Origin of the sequence: Streptomyces sp. Ag109_O5-1 (assembly GCF_003814875.1) — a bacterium.
Lineage (GTDB): Bacteria > Actinomycetota > Actinomycetes > Streptomycetales > Streptomycetaceae > Streptomyces > Streptomyces sasae.
Genome location: NZ_RKQF01000001.1, coordinates 6,299,734 through 6,325,390, shown reverse-complemented (window position 1 = coordinate 6,325,390; position 25,657 = coordinate 6,299,734). Strand labels below are relative to the sequence as shown.

The window sequence follows — 25,657 nt, the reverse complement described above, 5'->3', positions numbered from 1 at the left end:
GGCAGAGGGCGGTGGCCGAAGCCACCGCCCTCGGGTCGGTCCCTGCGTCGCTCAGCCGGCCGTCAGCTGCTGCTCGCCTTCTGCGTGAGGTCGTAGAAGGTGGCCGAACCCACCGTCACCTTCTTGAAGTTCTTCTCGACCCATGAGGTGATCTGCGAGGACGTGCCGCTGCTGCTGCCGCCCATGCCGCCGCCGCTGCCGGACGAGATGAAGTAGTGGATCTTGCCGTCCGCCACGTACTTCTTGAACTGGGCCAGGGTCGGGGACGGGTCGGTGCCGTTGAAGCCGCCGATCGCCATCACCGGGTCGCCGGTGGAGAGCTGGTAGCTCGCCGCGTTCTGGGCGCCGATGGCCGCGGCGACCCAGGTGTACTTGGACGAGTCCTTCTCCAGCAGCTTCTTGGCCTGGGAGCTGACGGTCGCGCCGTTCAGCAGGCCGCCGACGCCACCGCCGCCGCCCATGCCGCCGCCGTCGCCCATCTGACCGCCGCCGGGGAAGCCGTTCCCGTTCCGGGTGGTGCCGTTGCCCTGCTGGTTCTGGGTGCTGCCGTTGCCGTTCTGGCTCTGGCCGTTCTGGCCCGGCATACCGCCGCCGAAGCCACCGGTACCACCGGTGCTGTTGCCGTTGCCGCCCATGCCGCCGCCGGGGAAGCCCTGCTGGCCGTTCTGGGTGCTGCCGTTGCCGTTCTGGCTCTGGCCGTTCTGGCCCTGCTGGTTCTGGCCGAAGCCGCCACCGCCGCCCATGCCGCCGCGCATACCGCCACCGCCGCCGGGGCCACCGCCCATCATGCTCGCGCCGGCCGGGCCGGCCGTGACGATGGAGCCGGTGTGGCCCGTCTGGAGGGTGCTGAGGGTGTACGCGGTCGGGCCGGCCAGCGCGGCCACCAGGCCCACCGCCGCCGCCCCGAGGGCGAGCTGACGGCTGATCCGGCCCGCGAAGACCAGGCCGAGCGCGGCGGCCAGACCGCCGATCAGGACCAGGTACTTCAGCCAGGGCAGGTAGTCCGAGGTGCGGTTGAGCAGGACGTAGCCCCAGACCGCGGCCGCGACCACGGACGCGGCGAGGGTGATCGACGCCCACAGCTCGGCGCGCTGCTTCCACAGCTGGTCGGCGCCCATACCGATCACGGCCGCCAGGTAGGGGGCCAGGGCCACCGTGTAGTACTGGTGGAAGATGCCCGCCATGTAGCTGAAGACGACCATGGTGATCAGCAACGAGCCGCCCCAGACCAGGAACGCTGCGCGGGTCGCCGAGGTCCGCTTGAGTTTGCGCGTGGCCACCAGGCCGGCGATCAGGAGGATCAGCGCGGAAGGCAGCAGCCAGGAGATCTGGCCGCCGATCTCGGAGTTGAACATCCGGTTCCAGCCGGTCGCGCCCCACTGGCCGGTGCTGCCGTTGCCGCCGCCACCGCCGCCGACACTGCCGGTCTCGTTGCCGCTGAGGCGGCCGAAGCCGTTGTAGCCGAAGGTCAGCGACAGGAAGCTGTTGTCCTGCGAGCCGCCGATGTACGGGCGGGAGGAGGCGGGCCACAGCTCGACGATCGTGACCCACCAGCCGCCGGAGACGACGAGCGCGCCGGTGGCGACCGCCAGCTGGCCGAACCGCTTCTTCACCGACACCGGCGCGCAGACCGCGTACACGATCGCGAGCGGCGGCAGGATCAGGATGGCCTGGAGGGTCTTGGCGAGGAACGCGAAGCCGATCGCGGCCCCGGCCCACACCAGCCACTTCGTCCGGCCGTCCTCGACCGCGCGGACCACCATGTAGCAGGCGACCGCCATCAGCAGCGCCAGCATCGCGTCCGGGTTGTTGAACCGGAACATCAGCGCCGCGACCGGAGTGAGCGCGAGCACCGCGCCCGCGATCAGACCGGCGGCAGGGCTGAACCGGCGGCGCACACCCGCGTACACGACGGCGACCGTCGCGACGCCCATGAGGACCTCGGGGGCGAGGATCGCCCAGGAGTTGAGGCCGAAGATCCGGACCGACAGCTCCATCGGCCACAGCGAGGCCGGGGGCTTGTCGACGGTGATCGCGTTGCCTGCGTCCAGCGAGCCGAAGAAGAAGGCCTTCCAGGACTTGCTGCCCGCCTGCACGGCCGCCGAGTAGAAGGAGTTGGCGTAGCCGGAGGCGCTCAGGTTGTACAGGTAGAGCAGGAGGGTCGCGGCCAGCAGGCCGAGGAAGGCCGGGCGCACCCAGCGCGGGTCCTCGGGACGGCCGCGCCACAGTCTCCGTACGAAGGGCTGCGCGGGCTCGCCCGACTCGGGCGCCGGTGCCTCAGGGCGGGCCTCGGGCGGGTACGGCGCCGGGGGAGACGTGGGGGGCGGGCCCCACTGGGCCGGATGGTCGGTGTGGGTGCTCATCGGGGGTCCCCCGGGTCGGTGTCGTGGGGGTGCACCGGGTGCAGCTGCATGGTGCTGTCCCTCCAGGTGCCGTCCGCGGCTTCACCGGCGCGGAACTGGGTGGTCGTGGTGCCGCCCTGCGCGTAGGGCTGCTGCTGTGGCAGCGGGATGCGCTGCGGGAGCGGGCCCTGCGGCTGGTACGGCTGCGGCTGGTACGCCTGGTATCCGCCGGTCGTGCAGGTCTGGGACGACGGGTTGTGCGCGGCCACCACCGTGGACGAGGACGGCTCCGGCCGGCCGGCGGTGTCACGGTCCGGGAAGACCCAGGCGCGGAAGAGCAGGAAGCGCAGGACGGTCGCCGCGAGGTTGGCGGCGATCAGCACCGCCAGCTCGGTGGAGTGCGCGGGGTCGCTGCTCGCCGCGTTCAGGGCGGCGAGGGAACCACTGGTGAGCGCGAGGCCGATACCGAAGACGACCAGGCCCTGTGCCTGGTGCCGGACCGCCCCGCCCCGGCCGCGCACCCCGAAGGTGAGGCGCCGGTTGGCGGCGGTGTTGGCGACCGCGGAGACCAGCAGCGCGAGCGCGTTGGCGAGCTGCGAACCGGAGAAGGAGCGGAAGGCGCTGTAGAGGACCAGGTAGAAGAGGGTCGACAGGCCGCCGACCACGCAGAACCCGACGAGCTGCTGGGCCAGGCCCTTCGGCACGTCCTGGATGTCGCGGTCGCGCGGGTCGTCGCCGAACGGGCGGGCGATCCGGTCCAACGGCAGCGAACCGGTGGCCAGTGCCTTGCCGACCCGCCACACGCCCTTGAGGTCGTCGGTGGCCGTCTTCACGATGTGCACGGTCGAGTTCGGGTCGTCGACCCAGTCGACGGGCACCTCGTGGATGCGCAGCCCCGCCCGCTCGGCGATCACCAGCATCTCGGTGTCGAAGAACCAGCCGGTGTCCTCGACCATCGGCAGCAGCCCCTGTGCGACATCGCGCCGGATCGCCTTGAAGCCGCACTGTGCGTCCGAGAAGCGGGCCTGCAGCGAGCCGCGCAGGATCAGGTTGTACGTGCGGCTGATGAACTCCCGCTTGGCGCCGCGCACCACGCGCGACGAGCGGGCCAGCCGGGAACCGATCGCCAGGTCGGAGTGGCCGGAGATGAGCGGCGCCACCAGCGGCAGCAGCGCGTTCAGGTCGGTCGACAGGTCGACGTCCATGTAGGCGAGGATCGGTGCGTCCGAGGCGGACCAGACGGTCCGCAGCGCCCGGCCGCGGCCCTTCTGCTCCAGCCGGAACGAGTTGACCTGGGGGATCTCCGCCTCAAGCCGCTGCGCCACCTGGGGGGTGGTGTCGGTGGACGCGTTGTCCGCGATCGTGATGCGGAAGGCGTACGGGAAGGTGCGCTTGAGGTGGTCATGCAGTCTGAGGACGCATGGCCCGAGGTCCTTCTCCTCGTTGTAGACGGGGATCACTACGTCCAGGACAGGCGTACCGGCGTTTCCGGCCGGGAGGTGCTCCCGCGCCGGCAGGGTGCCGGGAGAAGAGTCGGTTCGCATGGCACCGACTGTCCTCAGGCGCCCTGTTGTGCCCATGTGGTGGCACTGTGCTGTGCCTGTGAGTCCGATTGCCAGTTGGTTTCGGGGTGCGGCTGGGGAGCGGCCGGGGCAAGCGCGGGCAGATACAGGGTGAACACCGTGCGACCGGGAACACTGTCCACGGTGACGGCACCGCCGTGCGCGGAGGCGACCGCCTGCACGATGGCCAGGCCGAGACCGGTGGAACCGGTGGACCGGGAGCGCGCGGAGTCGCCGCGGGCGAACCGCTCGAAGACGTGCGGCAGCAGATCCTGTGGAATGCCCTGCCCGTTGTCCTCGACGTCCACGCACATCCAGGGCCCGCGCCGCTGGATGCGCGCGGTCACGGTGGTCCCGGCCGGTGTGTGCTTGCGCGCGTTGCCGAGCAGGTTGATCAGCACCTGCTGGATACGGGCCGCGTCGGCGGCGACCAGGGCCGGCTCGTCGGGCAGGTCGAGGCGCCAGTTGTGGTCCATGCCGGCGGCCCGCGTGTCGCTGATCGTGTCGACGACGAGCGGGATGAGGTCGGTGTGCTCGAACTGCAGCGGACGCCCCGCGTCCAGCCGGGCGAGCAGCAGCAGGTCCTCCACGAGGAGGGTCATCCGCCCGGCCTCGGACTCGATACGGCCGAGGGCGTGCCGGGTGTCGGGCCCGACCTGCTCCCGCCCGCGCCGGGTCAGCTCGGCGTACCCGCGGATGGAGGCGAGCGGGGTGCGCAGCTCATGGCTGGCGTCGGCGACGAACTGCCGTACCCGCATCTCACTCTGCTGGCGGGCATGCAGCGCCCCGTGGACGTGGTTGAGCATGCGGTTGAGCGCGGCGCCGACCTGGCCGACCTCGGTGTGCGGGTCGGTCTCCGACTCCGGTACCCGCTCGCTGAGGTTGACCTCACCGGTGTGCAGGGGGAGTTCGGAGACCCGGGTGGCGGTGGCGGCGACCTTGCGGAGGGGACGCGTGGCGACACCGACGATGACGGTGCCGGCGAGGGTGGCGGCGATCAGGCCGGCGGCCGTGACGCTGATCTCGACGAGGATCAGCGTGTTGATGGTGTTGTCGGCGTCCTTGGTGGGGATGGCGACGTAGTAGCTGCCGTTGGGACCGTGGACGTACGAAACGCGGTAGGACCCCAGGCCCGGGATGTCCGCCGTGTGCATGTCGCCGTCCTGGGCAATGGAGTTGAGGGCGGCCAGTTGGGCGCTGGTGAGTGACACCGCGCTCATCTCGAAGGTGGAGGTCGACTTGCGGCCCACCTTCCCCGAAGTGGCGGAGCCGTTCACGACCGTGGCGGCGATCGTGGCGGACGTGGGCTGCGGCCCCCGGGCCACGAAGTCTGTGAGGTTGGTCGTGTTGTCGCCCGTGTTGTTCTTCTGCCCGTTGCTCTGCTGGCCGGGCGCGCCCTTCCCGTCCTTGCCAGGGGCCACTGGCCCGAACGCACCGGACGCGCGCTTCCCGACCTCGCCCAGCTGCTTGTTCAGCTCGTCGTACAGATGAGACCTCAACGCAAGGGTCGTCACGGTGCCGATCACCGCGCAGACCACGGCTATCAGCACCACGGACGCGACGACGAGCCGGGTCCGCAGGGTGCGCGGCTTTCCCGCTCGTCGCTTCTGCGTACGCGGCCGTCGTCGCCCGCTCATGAGGCGGCGGGCTTGATCAAGTAGCCGGCGCCACGCCGGGTGTGGATCATCGGCTCACGCCCGGCGTCTATCTTCCGGCGCAGATACGAGATGTACAGCTCGACGACGTTCGCCTGGCCGCCGAAGTCGTAGGACCACACCCGGTCCAGGATCTGGGCCTTGCTGAGAACACGCCGTGGGTTGCGCATGAGGAAGCGGAGCAGTTCGAACTCGGTGGCGGTGAGGTGGATGGACTCACCGGCCCGCGAGACCTCGTGACTGTCCTCGTCCAGGGTGAGGTCGCCGACGACGAGCACGGAGTCGGAGCGCCGGTCGGCGGCACCGGAGCGGCGGATCAGCCCGCGCAGCCGGGCCACGACCTCTTCGAGGCTGAAGGGCTTGGTGACGTAGTCGTCGCCACCTGCCGTGAGCCCGGCGATCCGGTCCTCGACCGCGTCCTTCGCGGTGAGGAACAGGACGGGAACGTCGGGCAGTTCGCGCCGCAGGCGTCCGAGGACCGTGAGGCCGTCCATGTCGGGCAGCATCATGTCGAGGACGACGGCGTCGGGCCGGAACTCCCGGGCGGTCTGGATGGCGCCCTGGCCGTCGCCCGCACTCCTGATCTGCCAGCCCTCGTAGCGGAGGGCCATGGAAAGGAGTTCGGTGATCGACAGCTCGTCGTCCACCACAAGCACTCGGACGGGGCTCCCGTCCGGCCTCAGCAGTTCGGTGCGCCCCTGGGGCGAGGTCGTGGTCATGGTGGACACCTTGTCGGGGTCCTCTGAGAACACGCTTTCAGTAATCTGTGTTTTCCCTAAGAAACTCACAGGCGCCTCTCAGGGAACGCCTGGGAATCCCATCACGTGCGCACGAACTCCTGATCACGCCCGCTCCGAGCTGTGTGGATCATGTGCTTCCGCCACCGGCCCGGGGGCGCCGATGAAGCGCCGATGAACCACCGATGAGAGCGTACCGAGCAGCACCGGCAACCGCACGGCGAGGCGGGGAACGGATGGTCCCCGCCCGGGCAGCAAGCGCATACCAGGGACGACGACCCCGCACCGGGCGGCGGGACGCGGGCCGGGCGGCGGGACGCGGGCCGGTTCCGGCCCGGGCGGTCTTGATCAGAACTTTCTTGACAGGCTTTCGGCTCCGTCGTGAGGATCTAGCCAGATGATCAGGATTGGTCACACGACCGGACAGGGCTGACCACCCTTCCCTTCGGATCCGCGCCATCACCGTAAACGGGGGACTGATGAGGCTCGCAATCGCAGTCGAGAAAAGTCGCTGCTTGGCAGGTTCCTGACAGGAGCACCCGGAATCCCGTTCACGGAGACCGTTCGATCGACAGCCCCCACCCCTCATCGACCAACGCGGAGTTCGGTCACCCCTGTACTCCGCGCAGGAGGTATCGACACCCATGAGCAGCAGGTTTCGTGTTGCGCTGGCAAGCGCCACCGCACTGATCGCGCTCGGCGCGGCAGCAGCGCCCGCGTCGGCGACCGAGATGCAGCCGATGAGCAAGCACACCGGAACAGCCGGTTGTTTCAACTGGTCATGGGCCGACGGAGACGTCACCACCACCGTGTATTTCCACAACACGTGCAAGCGCGCCGAGTGGATCGACATCATCTGGACTCACGGCGGCGGCGAGTACGAGGCTCCCTACGGGGCTGGTGAGAAGGGCAGTTACAAGGATTACGGTGCCGTCAAGAGCATCACTGACATGGGCCCCTGGACGGGCTGAAACAGAGCGGCCTGCGCAGGTCGGCCCAGGCGATTGATTTCCGGCCGTCCAGTACGGCGGAGCCCTGATCCGTGCAACCCCTTGTACGGATCAGGGCTTTTCACGTAGCGGCCTCTCCGATCCGCGGCGCTGCAAGAGGCCACTCGGACAGGGAAAACGCAACTTCGACATGGCCCGCGGAGGCGGCTACCTTCACCTGGTCTTCGGCGATCGCCCACGGTCGCACCGGAGTTCCTTCAGGCCGAGCCACCCGCAACGGGACGAGTCGGTCACGCCCACGCATCCTCGCCCCCATGCGCACGCCACCGAACCGGTCCACGCCAGGCAGCCTCCACCAGGGAGAGACGCATGCCCCCTCTTGCTCTGTACACATTCGGCGTCCTGAAGTCACCCCTCGCCGATCCCGCACCTCTCACGGGCGAGTTCTACGACATCGGTGAGGCCGTCTACCGGAAGGTCAGCCGGCACCCCGGGTACCTCGCGCATGCGGAAGCGGCAGCCGGTGACCGGGGTGCGCTCTTCGAGGCGGACTGGGGTGCGTGGGGAGAGTTCGCCGCACCGGCCTGGTACGGCAAGGGCCGTACCGTGGAAACCACCGCCCTGGCCGCGACCCTCTCGCTCTGGACCGGCCTGCGCCCCGCCTTCGACGCCGTCTACACCGGTCTGCACCGCGAGGCGCTGAACAGGCGTTACGACTGGTTCGAGAGGACAGGGCACCCGAATTACGTGTTCTGGTGGGTCTCCGACGGCGTGATACCCACCTGGCGGGACGGGGTTTCCAGGCTGGAGCACCTCCACGACCACGGCTCCGCGCCGCACGCCTTCACCTTCCGCGACTCGTTCGCCCCGGACGGAACTCCGGCCAGGATCAAAGGCATCGGGCCGAAGAGCGACCGGTTTGCTGACAAGGAAGCCTGAACGACTGGGTTCGCTGTCGCACGAGTCGGCCAAGTCGTGTGTATCCACTGGCCGGTGATGTCCATGACCCCTCCTCCACCGCCCTCGTCGCTCTTCAACCGTCGCCCGTCGCCCATCGCTCGTCGCTCATCGCTCATCGGTTCACACGCTCAGAAGAGCCCGTCCTGCACCCCCGCCGCCCCCTTGAACTTCTTCACCGGGAGCGTGAATCCGCCCTCGCCCGCGACCGGCACGATGTCCCACCCGGTCATCAGCCGGGTGTCGAGCACGACCACGCCGTGCACGGCGGCCAGATGCAGATCGGGGCCCGCGACCGCGAGCAGATCCCCGCTCACCCCGCCGCCCGCGACCAGCTCCGTCACCTCCCCGACGGCGGTCGGCAGGTCGGCGAGGCCGAACACCTCCACATGGTCGACGACCTGGCAGGGCTCCCGGCGCAGCGACTCCGGCCAGGCGGCCAGCGCGAACGCCCGCCGGTGCAGGGCCTCCACCTCAGCCGCCCGCTCCGCGGCCGAAGCCGGCAGACGGGACCGGACGGCGCGCTTCTCGGCGTACGGGACACGGTCCGGCACCTGGAGCGCGGCCCGCAGCAGTTCTTCCGCCCGCCGCGCCGCCATCAGCGGACCCAGACCCAGCCAGCTGAAGCAGACGGCACCCTGCTCCAGCAGCCGCGCCGATCCGCGCTCGACGGCGGTGATCCCGACCTTGACCATCCCGGGCCCGAACCACGCGAGATACACGTGGTACGGCCGCGGATCGTCGGCGACGGTGTCGGCGGCCACGGAGTGCGCCCGGTCCAGCCGCGCACACTCCTCACACCGCGCCCCGGTACTCCGCCCCGACACCGGCGCCCGCGTCGGACAGACGTTCCCCCGCGCCCCCACGCACTCCCGCCCGCCCCCTTCCGCGACCCCGAAGGCCACGCGTCTCCCCCGGGCGAGCGCACTCCGCCGCCCACCGCTCCACACCAGCACGGGCCCGTCGTCGGACCACCGCAGTCCCGAGCACTTCCACATCTGTGCCATCACTCGTGAGGTTAGAGGCCAGCACTGACAACGGGCCGGGGAGAGGCGACGGGGTACGGTGGGCAAAGGCTCGAAGCCGCAACTTGGTTTTGCGGCTTCGGGCCTCTCCCTCACGTGGGACTACGGCAGGACGTACACCGGCACACCGTCGCCGTCACACCCGGTCTGCCTCATGCAACCGCGTTTGAGCAGCATGCGCAGGCAGTCGTTGACACGGTCCAGGGTCAGCCCGGTCCGGGCGGCCACCTCGTCCAGCCGACATCGGGCCGGCCCGCGTACCAGCGCCGGGGCGAGACAGGCGGCGACGGCATGCACGTCATCGGTGACGACCAGGTTCTTCGCCCGCCAGGCGGCGAGCAGTTGCTGGGGCGTGATCGCCGGGGGCTCGACGGCAGGGTCTGTGGGCCTGAACCGGTCGACGAGGAGATCGAGGGTATCGGCGATGCGGTGCAGAACGTCGTTGGCCCGCCGCCGCTCCTCGTTGGCCCGGGTCCGCTCCTCATTCGCTCGCCGCCGCTCCTCGTTCGCGCGGCTCCTCTCCTCGTTCGCGCGCCGCAGCAGTTCGGTCTCCTCCAGCCGCGCGATCGCCAGTGCCTCGTCCGCCCGGATGTTGCGCTCCTCCAGCCGGACGATGACGTCGGCGACCTGTTGCGGCATGAGGTAGGCGATGCCGCCGGTGGGGGTCGCGGGTTGCACGGGGGCCGGTTCGAGACTGTAGGAACCGTCGCGCTGGACGGTCTCGATGACCTCGCAGACCCAGGCCTTGAAGGGCTCGCACTCGGGCTTGGTGCAGCCGTTGACAAGCTGGACCAAACCCCTGAGATTGACCATCCGCATCGACTTCTGAAGCTTGTGACCTGCGAGTTTGCTCAAGGCGTCTAGTGCATAGACGCCTGCTGCAAGCTCACTGAGCCGCATGGTGCAATCCGGTGCAACGTGCCACAGCAACGCTTGCCGCGTGTTTGCGTACCCAAGGTTCATGGCCACATCCGCTGCCGGAAACCAGTGCTCCCCCTCCGGCGTGGTCAGCCTCCGGACCCGTGCCCCCGTGGCCGCGAACACGAAGTCGTTGACGTCGATCGCGTCCTGCTTCCGTCCCGCCGACTCCTGCGCCGGGGTGTCATTCTGCTCGTTCATCGAGCATCACCTCCATGACGGAAGCTAGGGACGCCCATGGGTAACGCGCGTTCGAAGAAGGCACGTTCACCCGAAAGGTGACGGACGTATCGATTCTGCCCAGGGTGTCCCGTACGCCTGGATCAGCCGCCCGCCTCCGCGGACACCGGCTGGAGTTCGGACGCGGCGCGCCGCCCCCGGCCCGCCAGCCGGCAGCTCACGCACCCGGCGTGACCGGCGCGGGCCGTGGTGTCCCGGACCCCGAGCGGCCACTGGCTCCGCGGCCGCGGGCCCGGCGGCTTGCCCCAGCCCGCGAGGTGCAGGTACCAGGTGGCCAGAACGCTCACGGCACACACCGCGAGACCTCCGGCCAGGGCCGGGACCGAGACGGCACACACACCCCACCCCAGCAGACCGCTTCCGACGGTCGCGATCGCGGTACCGGTCCACCCCGCCACCGTGTGGCCTTCGTCGTGCTGACTCACGTACCCGCCCCCTATGCGATAGGCAGCTAGAATCTCTCACCAAGTAAGGAATTTACTCCCTACATCTCTCACCTGCTAAGGGAATGCGGGGAAATCTTCGACGAGGAGTCGGGAACGACCATGCACGGCAAGCCGCGACCGCCCGCGGACCCGGCCCGGGCCCTGGCCGCGATGGACCATCTCATCGCGGCCCATCTGATCGGGCAGCAGGAACTGGCCCGGCGGCTCGGGCTGACCGTCACGGACCTCACCTGCTTCGGCTTCGTCCTGGAGGCCGGCACCGACCTGCTCACCGCCGGTGACCTGGCCGCCCGCGCCCATGTGACGACCGGCGCGGTGACGGGCATCCTCAACCGGCTGGAACGCGCGGGCTACGTCACCCGCCGCCCGGACCCCGCCGACCGCCGCCGCGTCCGCGTGGCCGCCCTCCCGGAAGCGGTCACCCGCGTGGAGGCGGTGTACGCCGGCCACTACCGACGCCTCACGGAACTGTTCGCCGACTACACCCCCGACGAACTGGCCGCCCTGACCGACTGGTTCACCCGCGCGACCGCGCTGGCCCACGAGTACCTGGAGAAACTGCACCGGAACGACTCCGCGGAGCCGTGCTGAGGCCACGGAGCCCTTGGAGCCTCCGGTAGCCAAAGTGCTACAGCTCCGCAGCGCCGTCGCCCGGACCGGTTTCACCCGCGGTGGGGGATGCCGCGGCGGCGCCCCGGGGGCAGGCTGCAGGTGCCGGTCGGCACCACCTCCGTGCCGAAGGACGCGCCCCTGCGGCAGAGGAGGGCCCGTGAACCAGTACCCGCCCATCGCCGAGCACGGCATGGTCGGCGATCTCCAGACCGCCGCCCTGGTGTCCTCCCGTGGAACCATCGACTGGTGGTGCACCCCGCGCTTCGACTCACCCAGTCTCTTCGCATCGCTCCTGGACAGTGACCGCGGAGGCCACTGCCGTCTCGCGGTGGAACGCCCGGACGGGTCCGGCGGAACGGTCCGGCAGTTGTACCTCTCTGACACCGCCGTCCTGGTCACCCGTTTCATGACGGCCGACGGAGTCGGCGAGGTGGCCGACTTCATGCCGCCCATCGACTCCACCGAGCCCCAGGACACACACCGCCTGGTGCGGGTCGCCAGGGTCGTCCGCGGCAGCCTGCCCTTCACCTTCACCTGCCGCCCGCGCTTCGACTACGGCCGCGCCCCGCACACGCTCACCCGGGACGACGACCACACCGCGCTCTTCCACGGCCCCGGCACCGACCTGCGGCTGCAGTCCACACCCGGGTTCCGGCTGCGTACGGACGGCGACGACATCACCGCCCGTTTCACCCTCTCGGCCGGGCAGGCGGCGGCGGTCGTACTGACGAGCGACGCGAGCGGTGCTCCCGCTCCGCCGCACGCGACGCTGGAAGGGATCGCCGACGACTTCGAGACGTGCCGCGCCTTCTGGCTGTCCTGGCTGCGGTCCTGCACCTACCGGGGCCGTTGGCAGGACATCGTGAACCGTTCGGCGATCACGCTCAAGCTGCTCACGTACGCGCCGACCGGTGCCCCCGTCGCCGCCGCCACCATGGGACTGCCCGAGCAGATCGGCGGCGAGCGCAACTGGGACTACCGCTACACCTGGGTCCGTGACGCGGCCCTGTCCGTCAGGACGCTGATCGACCTGGGCTTCCACGACGAGGCGCGCGCATTCCGACAGTGGCTGCGCGAGCGCATCGAGGCCGGCGGCACCGTCTCGGGCGACCCGTTGCAGATCATGTACCGCGTCGACGGCGACCCCCACCTGACCGAGGAGATCCTCGGTCATCTGGAGGGCTACCGGGGCTCCCGCCCGGTGCGGGCGGGCAACGCGGCGGCCGACCAGCTCCAGCTCGACATCTACGGCGAGGCCTCGGACGCCCTGATCGTGGGGAACGACGTCGGTGCGATCCGCGGTTGGAACACACTGAGCGGGGTCCTGGACTGGCTCGCCGACCACTGGAACCAGCCGGACGAGGGCATCTGGGAGACCCGCGGCGGCCGGCAGGACTTCACCTACAGCCGACTGATGACCTGGGTGGCCTTCGACCGGGGCATCCACGCGGCCAACGAGTTCTCCCGCCCGGCGGACGTCTCCCACTGGAGCAGTGCCCGGGACGCGGTCTTCCGCCAGATCGTCGAGCGGGGCTGGCACGAGAAGCGGCACGCCTTCGTGCAGCACTACGACACGGACGTCCTGGACGCCTCGCTGCTGCTGATGCCGAAGGTCGGCTTCCTCTCGCCAAGCGACCCGGACTGGCTCAGCACCCTCGACGCGATGGACGAGGAACTGGTCAGCGACAGCCTCGTCTACCGGTACGACCCCGCCGCGTCCCCCGACGGCCTGCGCGGCTCGGAGGGCACGTTCAACCTGTGCAGCTTCCTCTATGTAGAGGCGCTCGCCCGCAGCGGCAGGCTCCACCAGGCCCGGCACGCCTTCGACAAGATGCTCACCTACGCCAACCACGTCGGCCTGTTCGCCGAGGAGATCGGCCCCTCCGGCGAGCAACTCGGCAACTTCCCCCAGGCGTTCACCCATCTTTCCCTGGTCACCGCGGCCATGGCGCTGGACGAGGAACTGCGCAGGGCGGAGACCGGTGTCCAGGCCGACAACCACCGGCACTGGCACCCGGCGACCCACGGCCTGACCGCGCCCGTCGAGAGCGGCCAAGGGGGCGGCACCGGTGGTTGAGACGGCCGTACCGAGGCGCGCGGCAGGACAACGGAGCGTCCTGGCCGCCCTGGCTCTCGCCCAGTTCATCTGCAGCTTCGCCGGCTCCAACATGAACGTGATGATCAACGACATCAGCAAGGACCTGGACACCACCGTCCAGGGCGTGCAGGTGGCGATCACGGTCTTCCTGCTGGTGATGGCGGCACTGATGATCCCCGGCGGCAAACTGACCGACCGCTACGGCCGCAAGCGCTGCTTCACGACGGGGCTCGTCGTCTACGCGATCGGCGCGCTGCTGAGTGCGGCGGCTCCGGGGCTGGGCGTGCTGATCCTCGGCAACTCGATCCTCGAAGGCGTCGGCACCGCCCTCCTCATCCCGCCCGTCTACATCCTCACCACCCTCCTCTACCCGGACACGACCTCCCGTGCCCGGGCGTTCGGGGTCGTCATGGCACTGGGCGGGATCGGCGCGGCCGCCGGACCGCTGATCGGCGGGCTCATCACCACCGGCATCAGCTGGCGGGCGGCGTTCGTGTTCCAGGCCCTGATCATCGCGGTGATCGTCGTACTCGCCCGGCGCATCGACGATCCCCTGCCCCCCGACCCCACCCGCTCCTTCGACACCCGTGGGGCGGTCCTGTCCGCGGCCGGTCTCGTCCTCGTCGTCATGGGCATCCTGGCCGCGGACAACAACGTCTGGCTGATGGTCGGCCTGCTGGTCCTCGGCGCACTGGTCCTGTGGTGGTTCTTCCGCTCCGTACGCGCCAAGGAGGCGGCCGGTGAGGAACCGCTGCTGTCCCTCACCCTGTTCCGCAACCGCACCTCGAACCTCGGCCTCATCACCCAGAACGTCCAGTGGCTGATCCTCATGGGCACGTCGTTCACGGTGGCGGCCTACCTCCAGGTGGTGCGCCACTACGACGCGATCCAGACCGGGGTCATCTTCACCGCGGCCACGCTGGGCCTGCTGGTCACCTCCCTGTCCGCCGAACGGCTGGCGAAGCGCCGCAGCCAGCGCACCCTCATCATGACCGGCTTCGCCCTCTCCATCGCGGGCGTGATCGTCCTGGTCGCCCTCGCCGCCGCCTTCTCGACCGCCTGGGCCTTCGTCCCCGGGCTGCTGCTCGTCGGACTCGGCCTGGGCGTCATGCTGACGCCGTCGGTCAACGTGGTCCAGTCGAGCTTCCCGGAGGAGCAACAAGGGGAGATCTCAGGCCTGTCCCGCAGCGTCTCCAACCTCGGTTCGTCCTTCGGCACGGCCATCGCCGGCACCATCCTGGTCTCCGGCCTGACCAAGGGCGCCTACGCGGCGGCGATGCTGGCCCTGGCTGTCATAGGCCTGGCCGGCCTGACCGCCGCAACCCGCCTCCCCCGCGAGAGCGTTGCCGCACTCCACTGATACACGCCCAAAAAACGCAAGAGGCCCCGGATCTCTCCGGGGCCTCTCATCTACGTGCACTCGGCAGGATTCGAACCTGCAACCTTCTGATCCGTAGGCGCGTGCAGGTCGCAGTCGATCAAGTCGCAGAAGCCATCCAATGCACCAACGTCGCACCTTGCTTCAGGTAACCGTCCGTGGCTATGCACCGCTGTCCGTACTTGTTGATGTCAGCTGCTGATGTCAGCACCGCGCGTCCGCGCCGAGGACCGCATCCGCGCCGCCCGTTCCACCGGCCTGCGCAACCTGCCCTGCACGACACGCCCCAGAGCCAGATCTGGCTGGAGATCATCCAGATCGCCCTCGACCGGCTCGAAGCTCTGCCCAACCCTGGCTGACCAGCAGCATCCCATACCTGCTACCAGCACCATCACAACCGGAGCCGTGGAACCCGGCGCCCACCCGGCACGACAGCCGGACCATCAGCCCTGCCCGCAAGCAGAAATCTTCACTCTGAACGAGCAAAGGGATCGTCAGCAAGCTGACGATCCCTCATGCAAGATCGAGGCTAACGACACCCCTTCGACTGCGTCGGTCCCCTCTGCGTGAAAGGCCGAGCCTGACCGGGGCGGCGCCCCGACGGCGAACTGTCGATCAGCGTGACGCGGGCGGGATGCTCTGCTCGTACTGGAAGACGTTGCAGGGGTCGTACTTCGCCTTGATCTCGCGCAGCCGCTCGAAGTGGCTTCTCCCCCAGTAGGCGGTCTCCCACTCCTGCATGCCGACGTTCGGCACGTTGACGTAGGCGCCGTCCACGAAGCTGCGCATCGCCTGGCTGAATTCGGCGGTCCAGGCCTGGCACGTCGAGGTGAGCGGGTCGCAGACGCCTGGTGTCGTTGAAGGAGTCCCCCAGGCTGCGCCGATCTCGCCGTAGAAGATCGCGTCGCGGTGCACGAACGCGGTGCCGCCGCGGGGCTCCTTCTTGATCGCCCCGCCGAAGGCATCGACGAAGTAGTTGCTGTCCTCCGTGGGAGCGTTTCGCATGTAGTAGCCGATGACGTCGATCGCCTTCTTCGGGAACAGCTTCTTGGCGAACTGTGAGAAGAACTTCACGTTGGCGGGCTCCTGCGAGCGCGGGACCTGGGCTCCGGCAAAGATGGGGCCCCAGTTACCGACCTGCACCTTCACATCGGGCGTGCCGATCGACAGGATCGGGGCCAGCATCTTTCTGGCCTCTGCCTCCGTGCCCTCCGCGAGCCACGCGAACAGCAGGATCTGGGACTTGTGGATCTCGACTTCGGATCCGAGGCGGTTGTCGGCGAACGGTACCGTACGCTGCCATGCATCGAAGATCCCATGCAGGTCCGTAAGGCCGTCCCAGGTCGCCTGCACATAGGCGATGCGCTTGAGCGGGTGCACCTTGTAGGTGAGTTGCGTGACGATTCCGAAGTTGCCGTTTCCCGCCCCACGGAGCGCCCAGAGCAGGTCTGAGTGGTCCTTCAGGTCGGCATGGATCACCTCGGCGCAGTCGCGACCCGACGGGACGACGACCTCGGTCCCGATCAGGCTGTCACAGGCCATGCCGAGCCAGCGGTTGAGGGGGCCAAGGCCGCCGCCGACCGTCGCACCGACCAAGCCGACGCTGCCCTCGCTTCCGGTCGTGACCGCAAGGTCCTGCTTGGCGAGCGTCGTCACCGCTTCCAACTGGGTCAGGCCGGCGCCGACCGTCGCGATACGAGCGTCGGTGTCGATGTGGACCGACTTGAGCTGGCTGACGTCGATCACGATGCCGTTGTCGATGTTCGACCAGCCCTCCAGGGCGTGGCGGCCGCTGCGTACCCGCAGTGCGACGTTGTGCTGCCGCGCCCAGGTGAGGGCGTTCACCACGTCCTGGGTCTCCTGGGCGAAGACGATGACCAGCGGGTAGTGAGAGAACAGCTGGTCGTAGTCGATGCGATCATCCGTGTACGAGGCGTCACCGGGGCGGACGACGCGACCGGTCAGCTTCGCCGGCGGACATCCCGACGACCCTTTAGTCGGGTCGCTCGCGGCCAGAAGGCCCGAGGTGCTCGCGGCCGCAATGTCCGGCGCGCCTGCGGCCGTAAGGCCCGGGATGACGATCGCCCCGGCGCCGGCGGCCGCTGACGCCCTGAGTAGGTAGCGGCGGGAAAAATCGCTCAAGGTCCAGATCCTCTCGATCGGGCTACGCCGCTACGCGGCTGACGGAGCCCTTACCCGGGTCATGTCCCGCGAGGTGGTGTAGTCACGGCAGCTGTTTCGGTTCCGGTTGTGGGGTGATTTCGGGTTCGGCCGGCTTGGTGGTGAAGAGCTCGGCCATGGAGGCTTCGGAGAAGTAGCGGCGGTCGAAGACCTGCCATTCGTCGTGGAGTTCGGCCAGGACCGCGGCGGCGAGCCGGTCAAGGGCGGCGGGGTTGGGAAAGACCTGGACGACGTCGGCCCGCCGTTTGATCTCCCGGTTCAGCCGCTCCAGCGGGTTGGTCGACCAGATCTTCTTCCAGTGCGCCGGCGGGAAGTCGGCGAACGCGGTGATGTCCGTTGCCGCATCCAGCAGCATCGTCTTGACCTGCGGGAACTGCCGTCCGAGCATGTCGGCGACCACGTTCAGTTGGGTGCGCACCTGCTCACCGGTGGTCTGCGCGAAGATGGTGCGGATGGTCGCGGCGACCATCTCCCCGGAGCCCCTTTCGATCACCGAGAACACGTCCCGGACGAAGTGAACCCGGCACCTTTGCCAGGCCGCACCGAGGAAAACGGTGCGGATCGCGGCCACCAGACCGCTGTGGCTGTCGGAGATGACCAGCTGGACGTTCTCCAGGCCGCGGGCCCGCAGCGAGCGCAGGAACTTCGTCCAGAACGGCTTCGACTCACTGTCGCCGACCATCAGCCCGAGGATCTCGCGGTGTCCGGTGGCGGAGATCCCGGTGGCGATGACCACGGCCTGGGAGACGATCCGGTGGTTGACCCGGGCCTTGCAGTAGGTGGCGTCCAGGAAGACGTAGGGGAAGACGGTGTGCTCCAGCGGCCGCTCCTTGAACGCGGTCAGTTCTTCGTCCAGCTCACCGCAGATGCGGGAGACCTCGGACTTGGAGATCCCGCTGTCCGCACCGAGTGCTTTGACCAGGTCGTCGACCGAGCGGGTCGAGACACCATGCACGTATGCCTCCATCACCACGGCGAACAACGCCCGGTCGATCCGCCGCCGGCGTTCCAGCAGCGACGGGAAGAATGACCCGCTCCGCACCTTCGGGATCTTCAGGTCCAGATCGCCGGCCTGCGTGGTCAGCACCCTGTCCCGGTGCCCGTTGCGCCAGGTCGTGCGCGTCTGGGAGTGCTCGCGCGGCGCGGCACCGATCACCTCGGTGGCCTCGGCCTCGATCAGCTCCTGCAGGATGCGCTCGCACACCACCCTGATTGCTTCAACTCCATCGGCCCGACGTAGTGACTCAAGCAGCCGCATCAGCTCAGACTGGGACAAGGCCATCGCGTGCTCCTCCGGTCGAACTGCCCGTTCACCAGAGAGACTTGCGCGATGGCCTGCCCTTGTTCAGGGAGCATGCACCGCCGGCGGATGCACGCCCCGAGCAGACACCCGCGCGTTCCGGGACCCTGCCCGGCTACACCACTTCACGGGACGCCATCCTTACCCGCCAGCCGCCGGGCAGTCCTTTGTGGTCGACTCCCGCACGGTAACGGGGCGACCATGCGGTGTTTCCCGACACGCCAATTGAGGACGATGACGACAGCCTGAAGGAGTAACTCAGCGGGATCCCGTCATAACCGGTTTGGGATGCACCAACGAGCAGCAGACGTTCTGACCGGCGCCACGGCCGGACAAGCAAGAGGAGCACCACCGGCCGCGCGTGCTCCTCTTGCTGTTCGGCGCTCGCGCCGCTCGATGGACGCGCCGCGCAGCGGCTCCTTCTTCACGTTCTGAGCCGCGCCACACCACTACAGACACCCCTACTTTTTTCCTAAGTAGGGGAACGCTGCGTCACAGCGTCACACGATCTTGGAAAACGGCCGGTGACCTGCGCATAAGGGCGTGACACAGACGGCCCATCTCTGCGTCACGCCGCGTCACCTGCGTCACGCGTGACGAGAGCCTGCGTCACGCGTGACGCACCCCGAACGCTCTGCGTCACATCAAACCCGCAGGTCAGAAGCCTGCGTGACGCGGGTGACGCTGTGACGCAGAAATCCCCACCTCGGACACACACGGGCCCCCTGGGAGGCCCGCGAGCCGACCAAACAACTGTCCGCCTCTCCTCACCCCATGGAGATCTCTGCATGACCACCGCCATGCCCCCGAGTCCCGAGGCGTTCAAGGTCCCCGAAGTCATGTCCGCGCTGCGCCTCAGCCGCAGCAAGGTCTACGACCTCATTCGCTCGAAACAGCTCGAAAGCTTCACGTCCGGGCGCGCCCGTCGCGTCCCGGTCGACGCCGTACGCCGGTACATGCAGAACCGCATTGAGGAGTCCGCCCGATGCCCAAGCGTCGCGCCAACGGCGAAGGAACGATCACGAGCCGCACGGACGGCCGTTATCAGGCCGCCGCGTACGTCTACCGACCCGACGGGACCCGCACCCGGAAGTTCGTCCACGGCAAGACCCGCCGGGAAGTCGCCGACAAGCTCACGGAGTTGCAGGAGAAGACGCGGCAGGGGATCCCGGCAGCGGAGTCCACGTGCGTTCGGCGACTACCTGACCTACTGGCTCGCCGTGATCGCCTCGCAGCGGCTCAAGCCGTCCACGCTGAACAGCTACGAGGGGCTGACCCGCTTGTACATCCGGCCCGCTCTCGGGAAGAAGCGGCTGAATCGGCTGTCGCCGGCCGATGTGCGTCGGTTCCTGTCGGAGTTCAAGGTCTCGTGCCTGTGCTGCCTCCGGGGTGCGGACAAGAAACGCCCGGAGGACAAGCGGTCCTGCTGCGCGGTCGGGCGTTGCTGCGAGCGTCGCCCGTCGGCGCGCACCGTCCAGTACATCCACGCCGTTCTCCGGTCCGCACTTCAGCAGGCGATGCGTGAGGAGCTGATCGCGCGGAACGTCGCCCGAATACCCGAATAGTGGAGACCCCGACCGTCACCCCGAAGGAGGTTCGTCCGTTGGACGGCGCAGAGGCTCGACTGTTGCTCAAGACCGCCCGGTCCCACCGTCTCTTCACCCTGTGGCTGTTGCTTGTGTCGACGGGCCTGCGTCGGGGGGAGGCTCTCGCGCTCACCTGGGAAGACATCGACCTCAAGAACGGCCAACTCCGTGTCCGCAGGAACGTACAGCGCATCCGGCGAGAGCTGATCTTCGGCACCCCCAAGACCACGCGATCGGTCCGTAACGTGTCACTCCCGAAGACCTGTGTGCAGGCGCTGACGCGGCACCAGGCGCAGCAGGAGCGGGAACGCAAGGTCGCAGGGAAGAAGTGGCAGCCAGCGCCGGGGCAGCCCAACGGCCTGATCTTCACCACGACGACCGGCCGCGTCACCGACCCCCGCAGCCTGAACCGGATGCTCACCATCCTGGGAAGGGACGCCGGCGTACGGCGCGTGCGCGTGCACGACCTCCGGCACACGTGCGCTTCACTGCTGCTCGCTCAGGGCGTGGACGCTCGCACGATCATGGAAACGCTCGGACACAGCACGATCACCATGACGCTGGACACCCACACCCACGTCATGAACACGACACTCAAGGCCGCCGCCGATCGGATGGACGACGCTCTTGGGACGGACGACCCGAAGGAAGATTCACAGGACGAGCAGGGGCCTGATACCGAGGACTGACCGCCGCTTTCAACCGCGTTGATGTCAGCCGTTGATGTCAAAGGCCCCACCGGGTGAACCGGCGGGGCCTTTGACCTGTGTGCACTCGGCAGGATTCGAACCTGCAACCTTCTGATCCGTAGCTCTATGTGGGTCGGTCAACGGCGGCCATAGCGGTCGCGTCGAAGTCTCCAAGGGACGCTACGGGCCATGGGCCATTGCTGGGGTTGCTGTACTCCGTTGCTGTACCGCAACCGAGATCCATCGAGCCCCTTCGCGAGCCGCCGTCCACCGTGTCCAGCGGGCTCCCTGCCGTCGTCACTCGACGCAGGCGGTCAGACACACCCTTCATCGGAACATCACGCCAAAATACGCAAAAATAGCTGAAGAGGCTTTTTGTTATGCGCCAGGGAGTCACGGATGGATGCCTCGGACGAACTTCTTCGAGGGGCTGACCCGTCGGCTCTTCTGACGACGGACGGATCCATCCGCAGCCTCAACGCTGCGATGGCCACGGCGCTGGGCAAGCCGGCGGAGCAGTGTCAGGGACGCGACTTCGGCAATCTGTGGCCCACAAGCCAGCGGACGTCGGTCGAGAGTCTCGTGGCCCACGCCGCCCGGACGAAGACGGTTGCGATGCGGGTGCTGGAGTTCCCCGGGCGCGGCGGAGCATCCGTTGCCTCCTTGCTCGAGGCGCGGCCGGTGAAGGATCCCTCCACTGACGAGCAGCTTGTCTGGGTGCACGCCCTGGACGCGCGGAACGACGTGACGAGCCTGCTGATCCCATTCCGGCTGGCCACCGAGGCCGCCGACCTCGGCCTGTGGATGTACTCGCCCGATGAGCAGCAGCTGGAGTGGCTCGGTGGCCTACCCGCCCTGGTCGCGCTCTACCCGGATTTCACCGCCCCGCTGTCCAGAATGATCTCGGCAGTGCACCCCGACGACCGGGAGGCCTTCCGGCAGCTCCTGCGCTCGCCCCCCGCCCAGTCCCTCTGGGTGAGGTCTCGGTACCTCACCGAGCACGACGGCTGGCACCAGCTGGCCGTTCAGACCCGTCGGATCCAGCTGGGGTACGGCGGCCCCGAACGGGTCTTCGGGGTGGTCCGCGACGACACCAAACAGGAGAAGCGCAGAGAGAAGGCGCGGGCCGCACTGGCTGCCGAGCGACAGCGCGTCAAGGACATTGCCGACTTCTCCTCGGCCTTGATCACCGCGGCCACGGAGCAGGAACTGCAGCAGGTCGTCCTGACCCGGCTCGCCGCGACCTTCGGCGCCACCGGTGCCCTGTTCGCACTCGTCGACGACGGCCGCCTGAGCGTCTCCTCCGACGCCGGGATATTGACGGAGGAGGCGCAGGCCCTGCATGGCATGTCACTGGACCATCCGAGCCCGCTGCCCGAAGCGATCCGCACCGGCGAGCCGCAGTTCGTCCCCGACCAGGAGGACTACGTCCGCCGTTGGCCGCACGGGGCATCCTTGCCGTGGCTCGCCCGGCTCGGCTCCGACTACACCGTCTCCATCACCCCCCTCAGCGAGAGCGGCAATCTGCCACTTGGAGCGTGGCAGATTACGTACCGCAGTGGATACCGGCCGTCCCTGGAGGAGCTGACCCTCATGGGCACGCTGGCCGACCTGGCAGGTCAGGCACTGCGGCGCATCAGATCGCAGCAGGCGCGCGTCGAGCTGGCCATGGCACTCCAGCAGACCATGCTCCCCACGCTGCCCGAGCACCTCCCGGGCCTGGAGGTCGCCGCCCGCTACCGGCCGAGCCGGGACGGGCTCGATATCGGCGGAGACTGGTACGACGCCTTCGTGATGCCCGACGGCGCGATCGCACTGGAGATCGGCGACGTCCAGGGGCACGACGTGGACGCCGCCGCCTTCATGGGACAGGTCCGCCTGTCCATGCGCGCGATCGCCGCCCAGGAACCGGATCCCGCTACCGTGCTGATGCGGACCAACGAGCTGCTGGCCCCGATGGATCCGGCACGATTCGCCAGCTGCACCATTCTGCACGTCGACCCACGCGACGGACGGGTCACCGGCACCAGCGCCGGCCATGTGCCGTTGCTGTACGCGCACAGTGACGGCAGCCACGATGTCCGTGAGCTGCCGGGCGGGCCGGTCCTGGGAGTCGTGCCCGGCACCGAGTACCGGGAGGAGACCTTCACCCTGGACGAGGACAGCGCGCTGGTCATGGTCACCGACGGCGTGGTCGAAGGACCGGCCCTGACGCTGGAAGCCGGACTGGAACGAGCCGGAACACTGGCCGCTCAAGCCGTCCACGACGGGCTGAACGCCGAGGAGACCGCCGACCGCATCCTCGACGCCGCGGTCGCGGTGGACCACGCCGACGACGTGGCCGTGCTGGTCATCCGCCGCACATGACGGCGCCCGCGTCCTCACACACCCTCTAAACGGACCCCGCTGTAAGACCGCCCCTCGCGCTCACTCGCCGAGCGGTGTGTTCTCGATGACTCGGCCAAGCCGGCCGCGCAGGGACCCTCGGGCCCTAGTCACCCAGAGCCCCAGTTTGGAAGATCGCGTACGTGGGTGGCTGCTGATCTGGCGAGACGGTGACCTGCACCTTCCTGGCGCGCTTCCCGGTGTTCCCTGGTGTTCCCCGCCGGTGTCTGCACGATCGGGCACGCAAGGGGCACGTGCGCCCTTGGGCTGGGCTGCCAGGCGCCGCGCTCCTAGCCGTGGATCGTAGGCGGCAATACGCTTCGCCCATGAACCTGGGGGATGTGGGGCGTGGGATCTTCGCCGTTGGTCCCGGCGGCTTGTCGCCTCTCAAGGGTGACAACAGTGCGGGTTGGTCGTCGGGGATATGGGGGCTGGTCGTCCTGACGCTGGTAGGGATCTTGGTGTACTCCGTACGACGGGGCTCCTCGTCGGATGACGAAGATTGATTCTTCGAGCTGCACCTTCACCACCCTCCTCAGCTCCCATCCCGTCTGCCGTCGACCCACACGCATGTGGAGCGGGCGTGGTTCATGGCGTCCAGGTGGAGCGCGCCACTGTACGAACGACCTGGACGCCATGGGCCGCGTCTGCTCGGCTCTGCCTGGGTCGATGGCAGGCGGGATGGGAGCACCCCACGCACGCCACTGTCCGCCGGCACTCGCGAACGGCGCCCCCGCCATCTCGGAGCCTGAGCGCCCCCCGCCGGAGGCTCGTTCTCGCCGTGGCTGCGTTCGTCCAGGTCTCGACTCAGGGCCGTAGCTCGCTGCGGCCCCAGGGGCACGGCCCTGGCGCCGAAGGCGCAAAGGGGCCGGGCCCAGGGGGCCAGCCCGCGCCGTGCGCGGGCCCTTGAACCCGTGAAGAAGGTTGTTACTCAGTCGGACGCGTGGGGCGTGCCGGGTTTGAATTCCTGGGTGCAGGGCGGGAGTTCGGGGCCCTGACGATGTGCCAGTGGCAGGAAGAGCACTGGGCGGATGGTCCAGGTGATGCGGGTTTGGTCCTGGGCGACTGTGACTGCGCAGGGTTCGGCGCGCATGAGGGCCTGCCTCGTTGTGATGCGGCCTTGGTACAGCCAGGCCCATGCCTGGTCCGACGCGTCGGGGTCCAGTGCAGGCGAGATGGTGCGGAGGGTGACGGCTACCCATCTGTCCGCCTGGGGAGCCGAGTAGGCGTCGAAGGATGCCCGGAGTGCCGGCCACTGCATTCCGTCGCTGAGGTCCTCGGTCCAGCACTCGCACCAGTAGCCGCGCAGGGGCTTGTTCGTCAGCACTGGCGGTCTCCGGGGTGTGCGTAACACGGTGCCGGGGTGCGGAGCTCCGCGGTGACGGTGCGTCCGGAGTCGTCGCCGTGAACAAGCACGTTGTCGGCGAGGGTGGCCACGATGCCGAGTCCGCGGCCATGGGTGGCATTGCCAGATGGCTGCTGGATCTCGGGGGCGGTCTTGGCGCCTCCTGAGTCGGCCACCTCGATGACGGTCATCAGCTCGGAGGCGGTGAGCGTGACGTGGAAGGTGCCGGCGGTCTCGCCGCTGGCGGTGTGCACCAGGGCGTTGGTGCCGATGGCGACCGGAAGGCAGCCGGTGATCTCTGGCAGGACACCCGGGGACTCATCTTCACCACGAAGTACGGGACCCCGATCGAGCCGGGCAACCTCACCCGCATGTTCGCTCTCCCTCTCGCCGTGCCGGCCTCCGGGTCATCCCGCTCCGGAACACCCGGCACACGTGCAGCTCGCTCCTGGTCGCCCTGAAAGTCCACCCCAAGGTGGCTCAGCGCATCCTCCGGCACTCACAGATCGCCATGACGATGGAGGTCTACGCGGAAGCGAGCGAGGAGGAAGTGCGGGCCGCGCTCGGCAAGCTGTCGGAAGCGATGGGCGGGGCACGGACCGACGGCTGACATCAGCCGTTGCTGTATTTCGCTGCTGTACGACCCCGAAACGACAAAGGCCCCGGAGTAATCCGGGGCCTTTGACCTGTGTGCACTCGGCAGGATTCGAACCTGCAACCTTCTGATCCGTAGGATCGGGCAGGCTGTTGGGCGGCCACTCCGCCTTCCACCCGGCTGATCGCTGATGATTGTGATCAACAGCCACTACGTGCCGTCGTTGCCGTCAAGGTTGCCGTCAGTTTTGAACGGTTGCACCTCCTGCAACGAACGATTTCAAGACCGTTCCCTTCGGCCGCTCAGACACACCGTGCCTCCGCCGACCCGGGCCGGAGCGGGTCCGGCGTACCGAGATCGAGAGCCGAGCGGGGCAGTGGTCCACTGAGGTCCGCTGGCTACCTCCCATACCCCCCGCCACTGAGTAGCGGACCGTTTCTCTCTGCCGCTATGTATGTGGACGGATGGCGTCCACGCGGGACGACCTTGGCGCTCTGCCGCGCTCTCTTCACCGCGCGGCCCGACCTCAGTCACGCTCCTGCCTCCCCTGTTCTCGCTTCACGGTTGGTGGCCGAATCAGGAGTGCTCGTCGTACGGAGTGGCTTATTCCGCCATTTCTCGCCGTTACGACTACGTGAAAGCGTGACACATGAAAT

Annotated in this window: 19 protein-coding genes and 3 pseudogenes; 11 read left to right on the top strand and 11 right to left on the bottom strand. The window is 68.5% G+C overall.

The genetic code is table 11. The features are described 5' to 3' along the window. Positions 1 to 62: 62 nt before the first annotated feature. From EDD90_RS28505 to EDD90_RS28490, 4 genes are read right to left on the bottom strand one after another with little or no spacing between them, the layout of a single operon-like run. Positions 63 to 2,363, bottom strand: a complete 2,301-nt coding sequence (locus EDD90_RS28505; RefSeq protein ID WP_123975824.1) for a glycosyltransferase family 39 protein — start codon at positions 2,361 to 2,363, stop codon at positions 63 to 65. Beyond that, entirely contained in the window at positions 2,360 to 3,886 is a 1,527-nt protein-coding gene (locus EDD90_RS28500) for a bifunctional glycosyltransferase family 2/GtrA family protein (protein ID WP_123975823.1), read from the bottom strand. The genes EDD90_RS28505 and EDD90_RS28500 overlap by 4 nt, the downstream gene beginning before the upstream one ends. Positions 3,887 to 3,900: 14 nt before the next feature. Then, positions 3,901 to 5,541 (bottom strand): HAMP domain-containing sensor histidine kinase, encoded by a 1,641-nt coding sequence (locus tag EDD90_RS28495; protein WP_123975822.1) that lies wholly within the window; start codon positions 5,539 to 5,541, stop codon positions 3,901 to 3,903. Beyond that, a complete protein-coding gene (locus EDD90_RS28490; protein ID WP_150134013.1) occupies positions 5,538 to 6,278 on the bottom strand; it encodes a response regulator transcription factor in 741 nt (246 codons plus the stop codon). The genes EDD90_RS28495 and EDD90_RS28490 overlap by 4 nt, the downstream gene beginning before the upstream one ends. Positions 6,279 to 6,940: 662 nt before the next feature. Here EDD90_RS28490 and EDD90_RS28485 point away from each other — a divergent pair. Beyond that, positions 6,941 to 7,267 carry a hypothetical protein gene (locus EDD90_RS28485; RefSeq protein ID WP_123975821.1) on the top strand — a complete coding sequence of 109 codons (327 nt, stop codon included), beginning with the start codon at positions 6,941 to 6,943 and terminating at the stop codon, positions 7,265 to 7,267. A gap of 348 nt (positions 7,268 to 7,615) precedes the next feature. Then, the gene (locus tag EDD90_RS28480; RefSeq protein ID WP_123975820.1) at positions 7,616 to 8,185 is read left to right on the top strand and encodes a DUF3291 domain-containing protein; all 570 of its coding nucleotides are present in this window, start codon (positions 7,616 to 7,618) and stop codon (positions 8,183 to 8,185) included. A 149-nt stretch (positions 8,186 to 8,334) separates the two neighbouring features. Here the strand turns inward: EDD90_RS28480 and EDD90_RS28475 are convergent, their stop codons facing one another. The 3 genes from EDD90_RS28475 to EDD90_RS28465 form a co-directional block, all read right to left on the bottom strand. After that, the gene (locus EDD90_RS28475; protein WP_123975819.1) at positions 8,335 to 9,210 is read right to left on the bottom strand and encodes a DUF2797 domain-containing protein; all 876 of its coding nucleotides are present in this window, start codon (positions 9,208 to 9,210) and stop codon (positions 8,335 to 8,337) included. A 120-nt stretch (positions 9,211 to 9,330) separates the two neighbouring features. Next, entirely contained in the window at positions 9,331 to 10,347 is a 1,017-nt protein-coding gene (locus EDD90_RS28470) for a Bro-N domain-containing protein (protein ID WP_123975818.1), read from the bottom strand. Between the two features lie 122 nt (positions 10,348 to 10,469). Then, positions 10,470 to 10,811: an HGxxPAAW family protein gene (locus EDD90_RS28465; protein WP_123975817.1), complete on the bottom strand. Its 342-nt coding sequence runs from the start codon at positions 10,809 to 10,811 to the stop codon at positions 10,470 to 10,472. Positions 10,812 to 10,931: 120 nt separating this feature from the next. On the opposite strand from EDD90_RS28465, the gene EDD90_RS28460 reads away from it, so the two are divergent. From EDD90_RS28460 to EDD90_RS59110, 4 genes and pseudogenes are all read left to right on the top strand, one after another. Further along, positions 10,932 to 11,423, top strand: coding sequence for a MarR family winged helix-turn-helix transcriptional regulator (locus EDD90_RS28460; protein ID WP_123975816.1), 492 nt, complete (start codon positions 10,932 to 10,934; stop codon positions 11,421 to 11,423). A 178-nt stretch (positions 11,424 to 11,601) separates the two neighbouring features. Then, positions 11,602 to 13,521 carry a glycoside hydrolase family 15 protein gene (locus tag EDD90_RS28455; RefSeq protein ID WP_123975815.1) on the top strand — a complete coding sequence of 640 codons (1,920 nt, stop codon included), beginning with the start codon at positions 11,602 to 11,604 and terminating at the stop codon, positions 13,519 to 13,521. Further along, on the top strand, positions 13,514 to 14,902 hold the full coding sequence (locus EDD90_RS28450) for an MFS transporter (protein ID WP_221305135.1): 1,389 nt from the start codon (positions 13,514 to 13,516) through the stop codon (positions 14,900 to 14,902). Before EDD90_RS28455 ends, EDD90_RS28450 begins: the two co-directional genes overlap by 8 nt. A 231-nt stretch (positions 14,903 to 15,133) precedes the next feature. Continuing rightward, positions 15,134 to 15,267: pseudogene (locus EDD90_RS59110) on the top strand (IS1380 family transposase); the annotation flags it as partial. A gap of 268 nt (positions 15,268 to 15,535) precedes the next feature. Here EDD90_RS59110 and EDD90_RS28440 read toward each other — a convergent pair. Both EDD90_RS28440 and EDD90_RS28435 read right to left on the bottom strand, forming a co-directional pair. After that, positions 15,536 to 17,062: an FAD-binding oxidoreductase gene (locus EDD90_RS28440; protein ID WP_123975814.1), complete on the bottom strand. Its 1,527-nt coding sequence runs from the start codon at positions 17,060 to 17,062 to the stop codon at positions 15,536 to 15,538. An 82-nt stretch (positions 17,063 to 17,144) separates the two neighbouring features. After that, positions 17,145 to 18,383: an IS256 family transposase gene (locus EDD90_RS28435; protein WP_123972384.1), complete on the bottom strand. Its 1,239-nt coding sequence runs from the start codon at positions 18,381 to 18,383 to the stop codon at positions 17,145 to 17,147. 806 nt (positions 18,384 to 19,189) lie between these two features. Between EDD90_RS28435 and EDD90_RS55690 the strand changes: the two are divergent. The 4 genes and pseudogenes from EDD90_RS55690 to EDD90_RS28420 all read left to right on the top strand — a co-directional run. Beyond that, positions 19,190 to 19,384, top strand: a pseudogene (locus EDD90_RS55690) (helix-turn-helix domain-containing protein); the annotation flags it as partial. Positions 19,385 to 19,621: 237 nt separating this feature from the next. Further along, positions 19,622 to 19,966: an N-terminal phage integrase SAM-like domain-containing protein gene (locus tag EDD90_RS57630; protein WP_260328766.1), complete on the top strand. Its 345-nt coding sequence runs from the start codon at positions 19,622 to 19,624 to the stop codon at positions 19,964 to 19,966. A gap of 38 nt (positions 19,967 to 20,004) precedes the next feature. Then, on the top strand, positions 20,005 to 20,676 hold the full coding sequence (locus EDD90_RS57625; protein ID WP_260328121.1) for a site-specific integrase: 672 nt from the start codon (positions 20,005 to 20,007) through the stop codon (positions 20,674 to 20,676). A 399-nt stretch (positions 20,677 to 21,075) separates the two neighbouring features. Beyond that, positions 21,076 to 23,043 (top strand): SpoIIE family protein phosphatase, encoded by a 1,968-nt coding sequence (locus EDD90_RS28420; RefSeq protein WP_123975812.1) that lies wholly within the window; start codon positions 21,076 to 21,078, stop codon positions 23,041 to 23,043. Between the two features lie 949 nt (positions 23,044 to 23,992). Here EDD90_RS28420 and EDD90_RS28415 read toward each other — a convergent pair. Both EDD90_RS28415 and EDD90_RS28410 read right to left on the bottom strand, forming a co-directional pair. Then, positions 23,993 to 24,388, bottom strand: coding sequence for a hypothetical protein (locus tag EDD90_RS28415; protein WP_123975811.1), 396 nt, complete (start codon positions 24,386 to 24,388; stop codon positions 23,993 to 23,995). Further along, complete coding sequence (locus EDD90_RS28410; protein WP_260328119.1) at positions 24,382 to 24,660, bottom strand: ATP-binding protein; 279 nt, start codon at positions 24,658 to 24,660, stop codon at positions 24,382 to 24,384. Before EDD90_RS28410 ends, EDD90_RS28415 begins: the two co-directional genes overlap by 7 nt. 18 nt (positions 24,661 to 24,678) lie before the next feature. On the opposite strand from EDD90_RS28410, the pseudogene EDD90_RS28405 reads away from it, so the two are divergent. Continuing rightward, positions 24,679 to 25,016 (top strand): annotated as a pseudogene (locus EDD90_RS28405) (tyrosine-type recombinase/integrase); the annotation flags it as partial. Positions 25,017 to 25,657 lie beyond the last annotated feature (641 nt).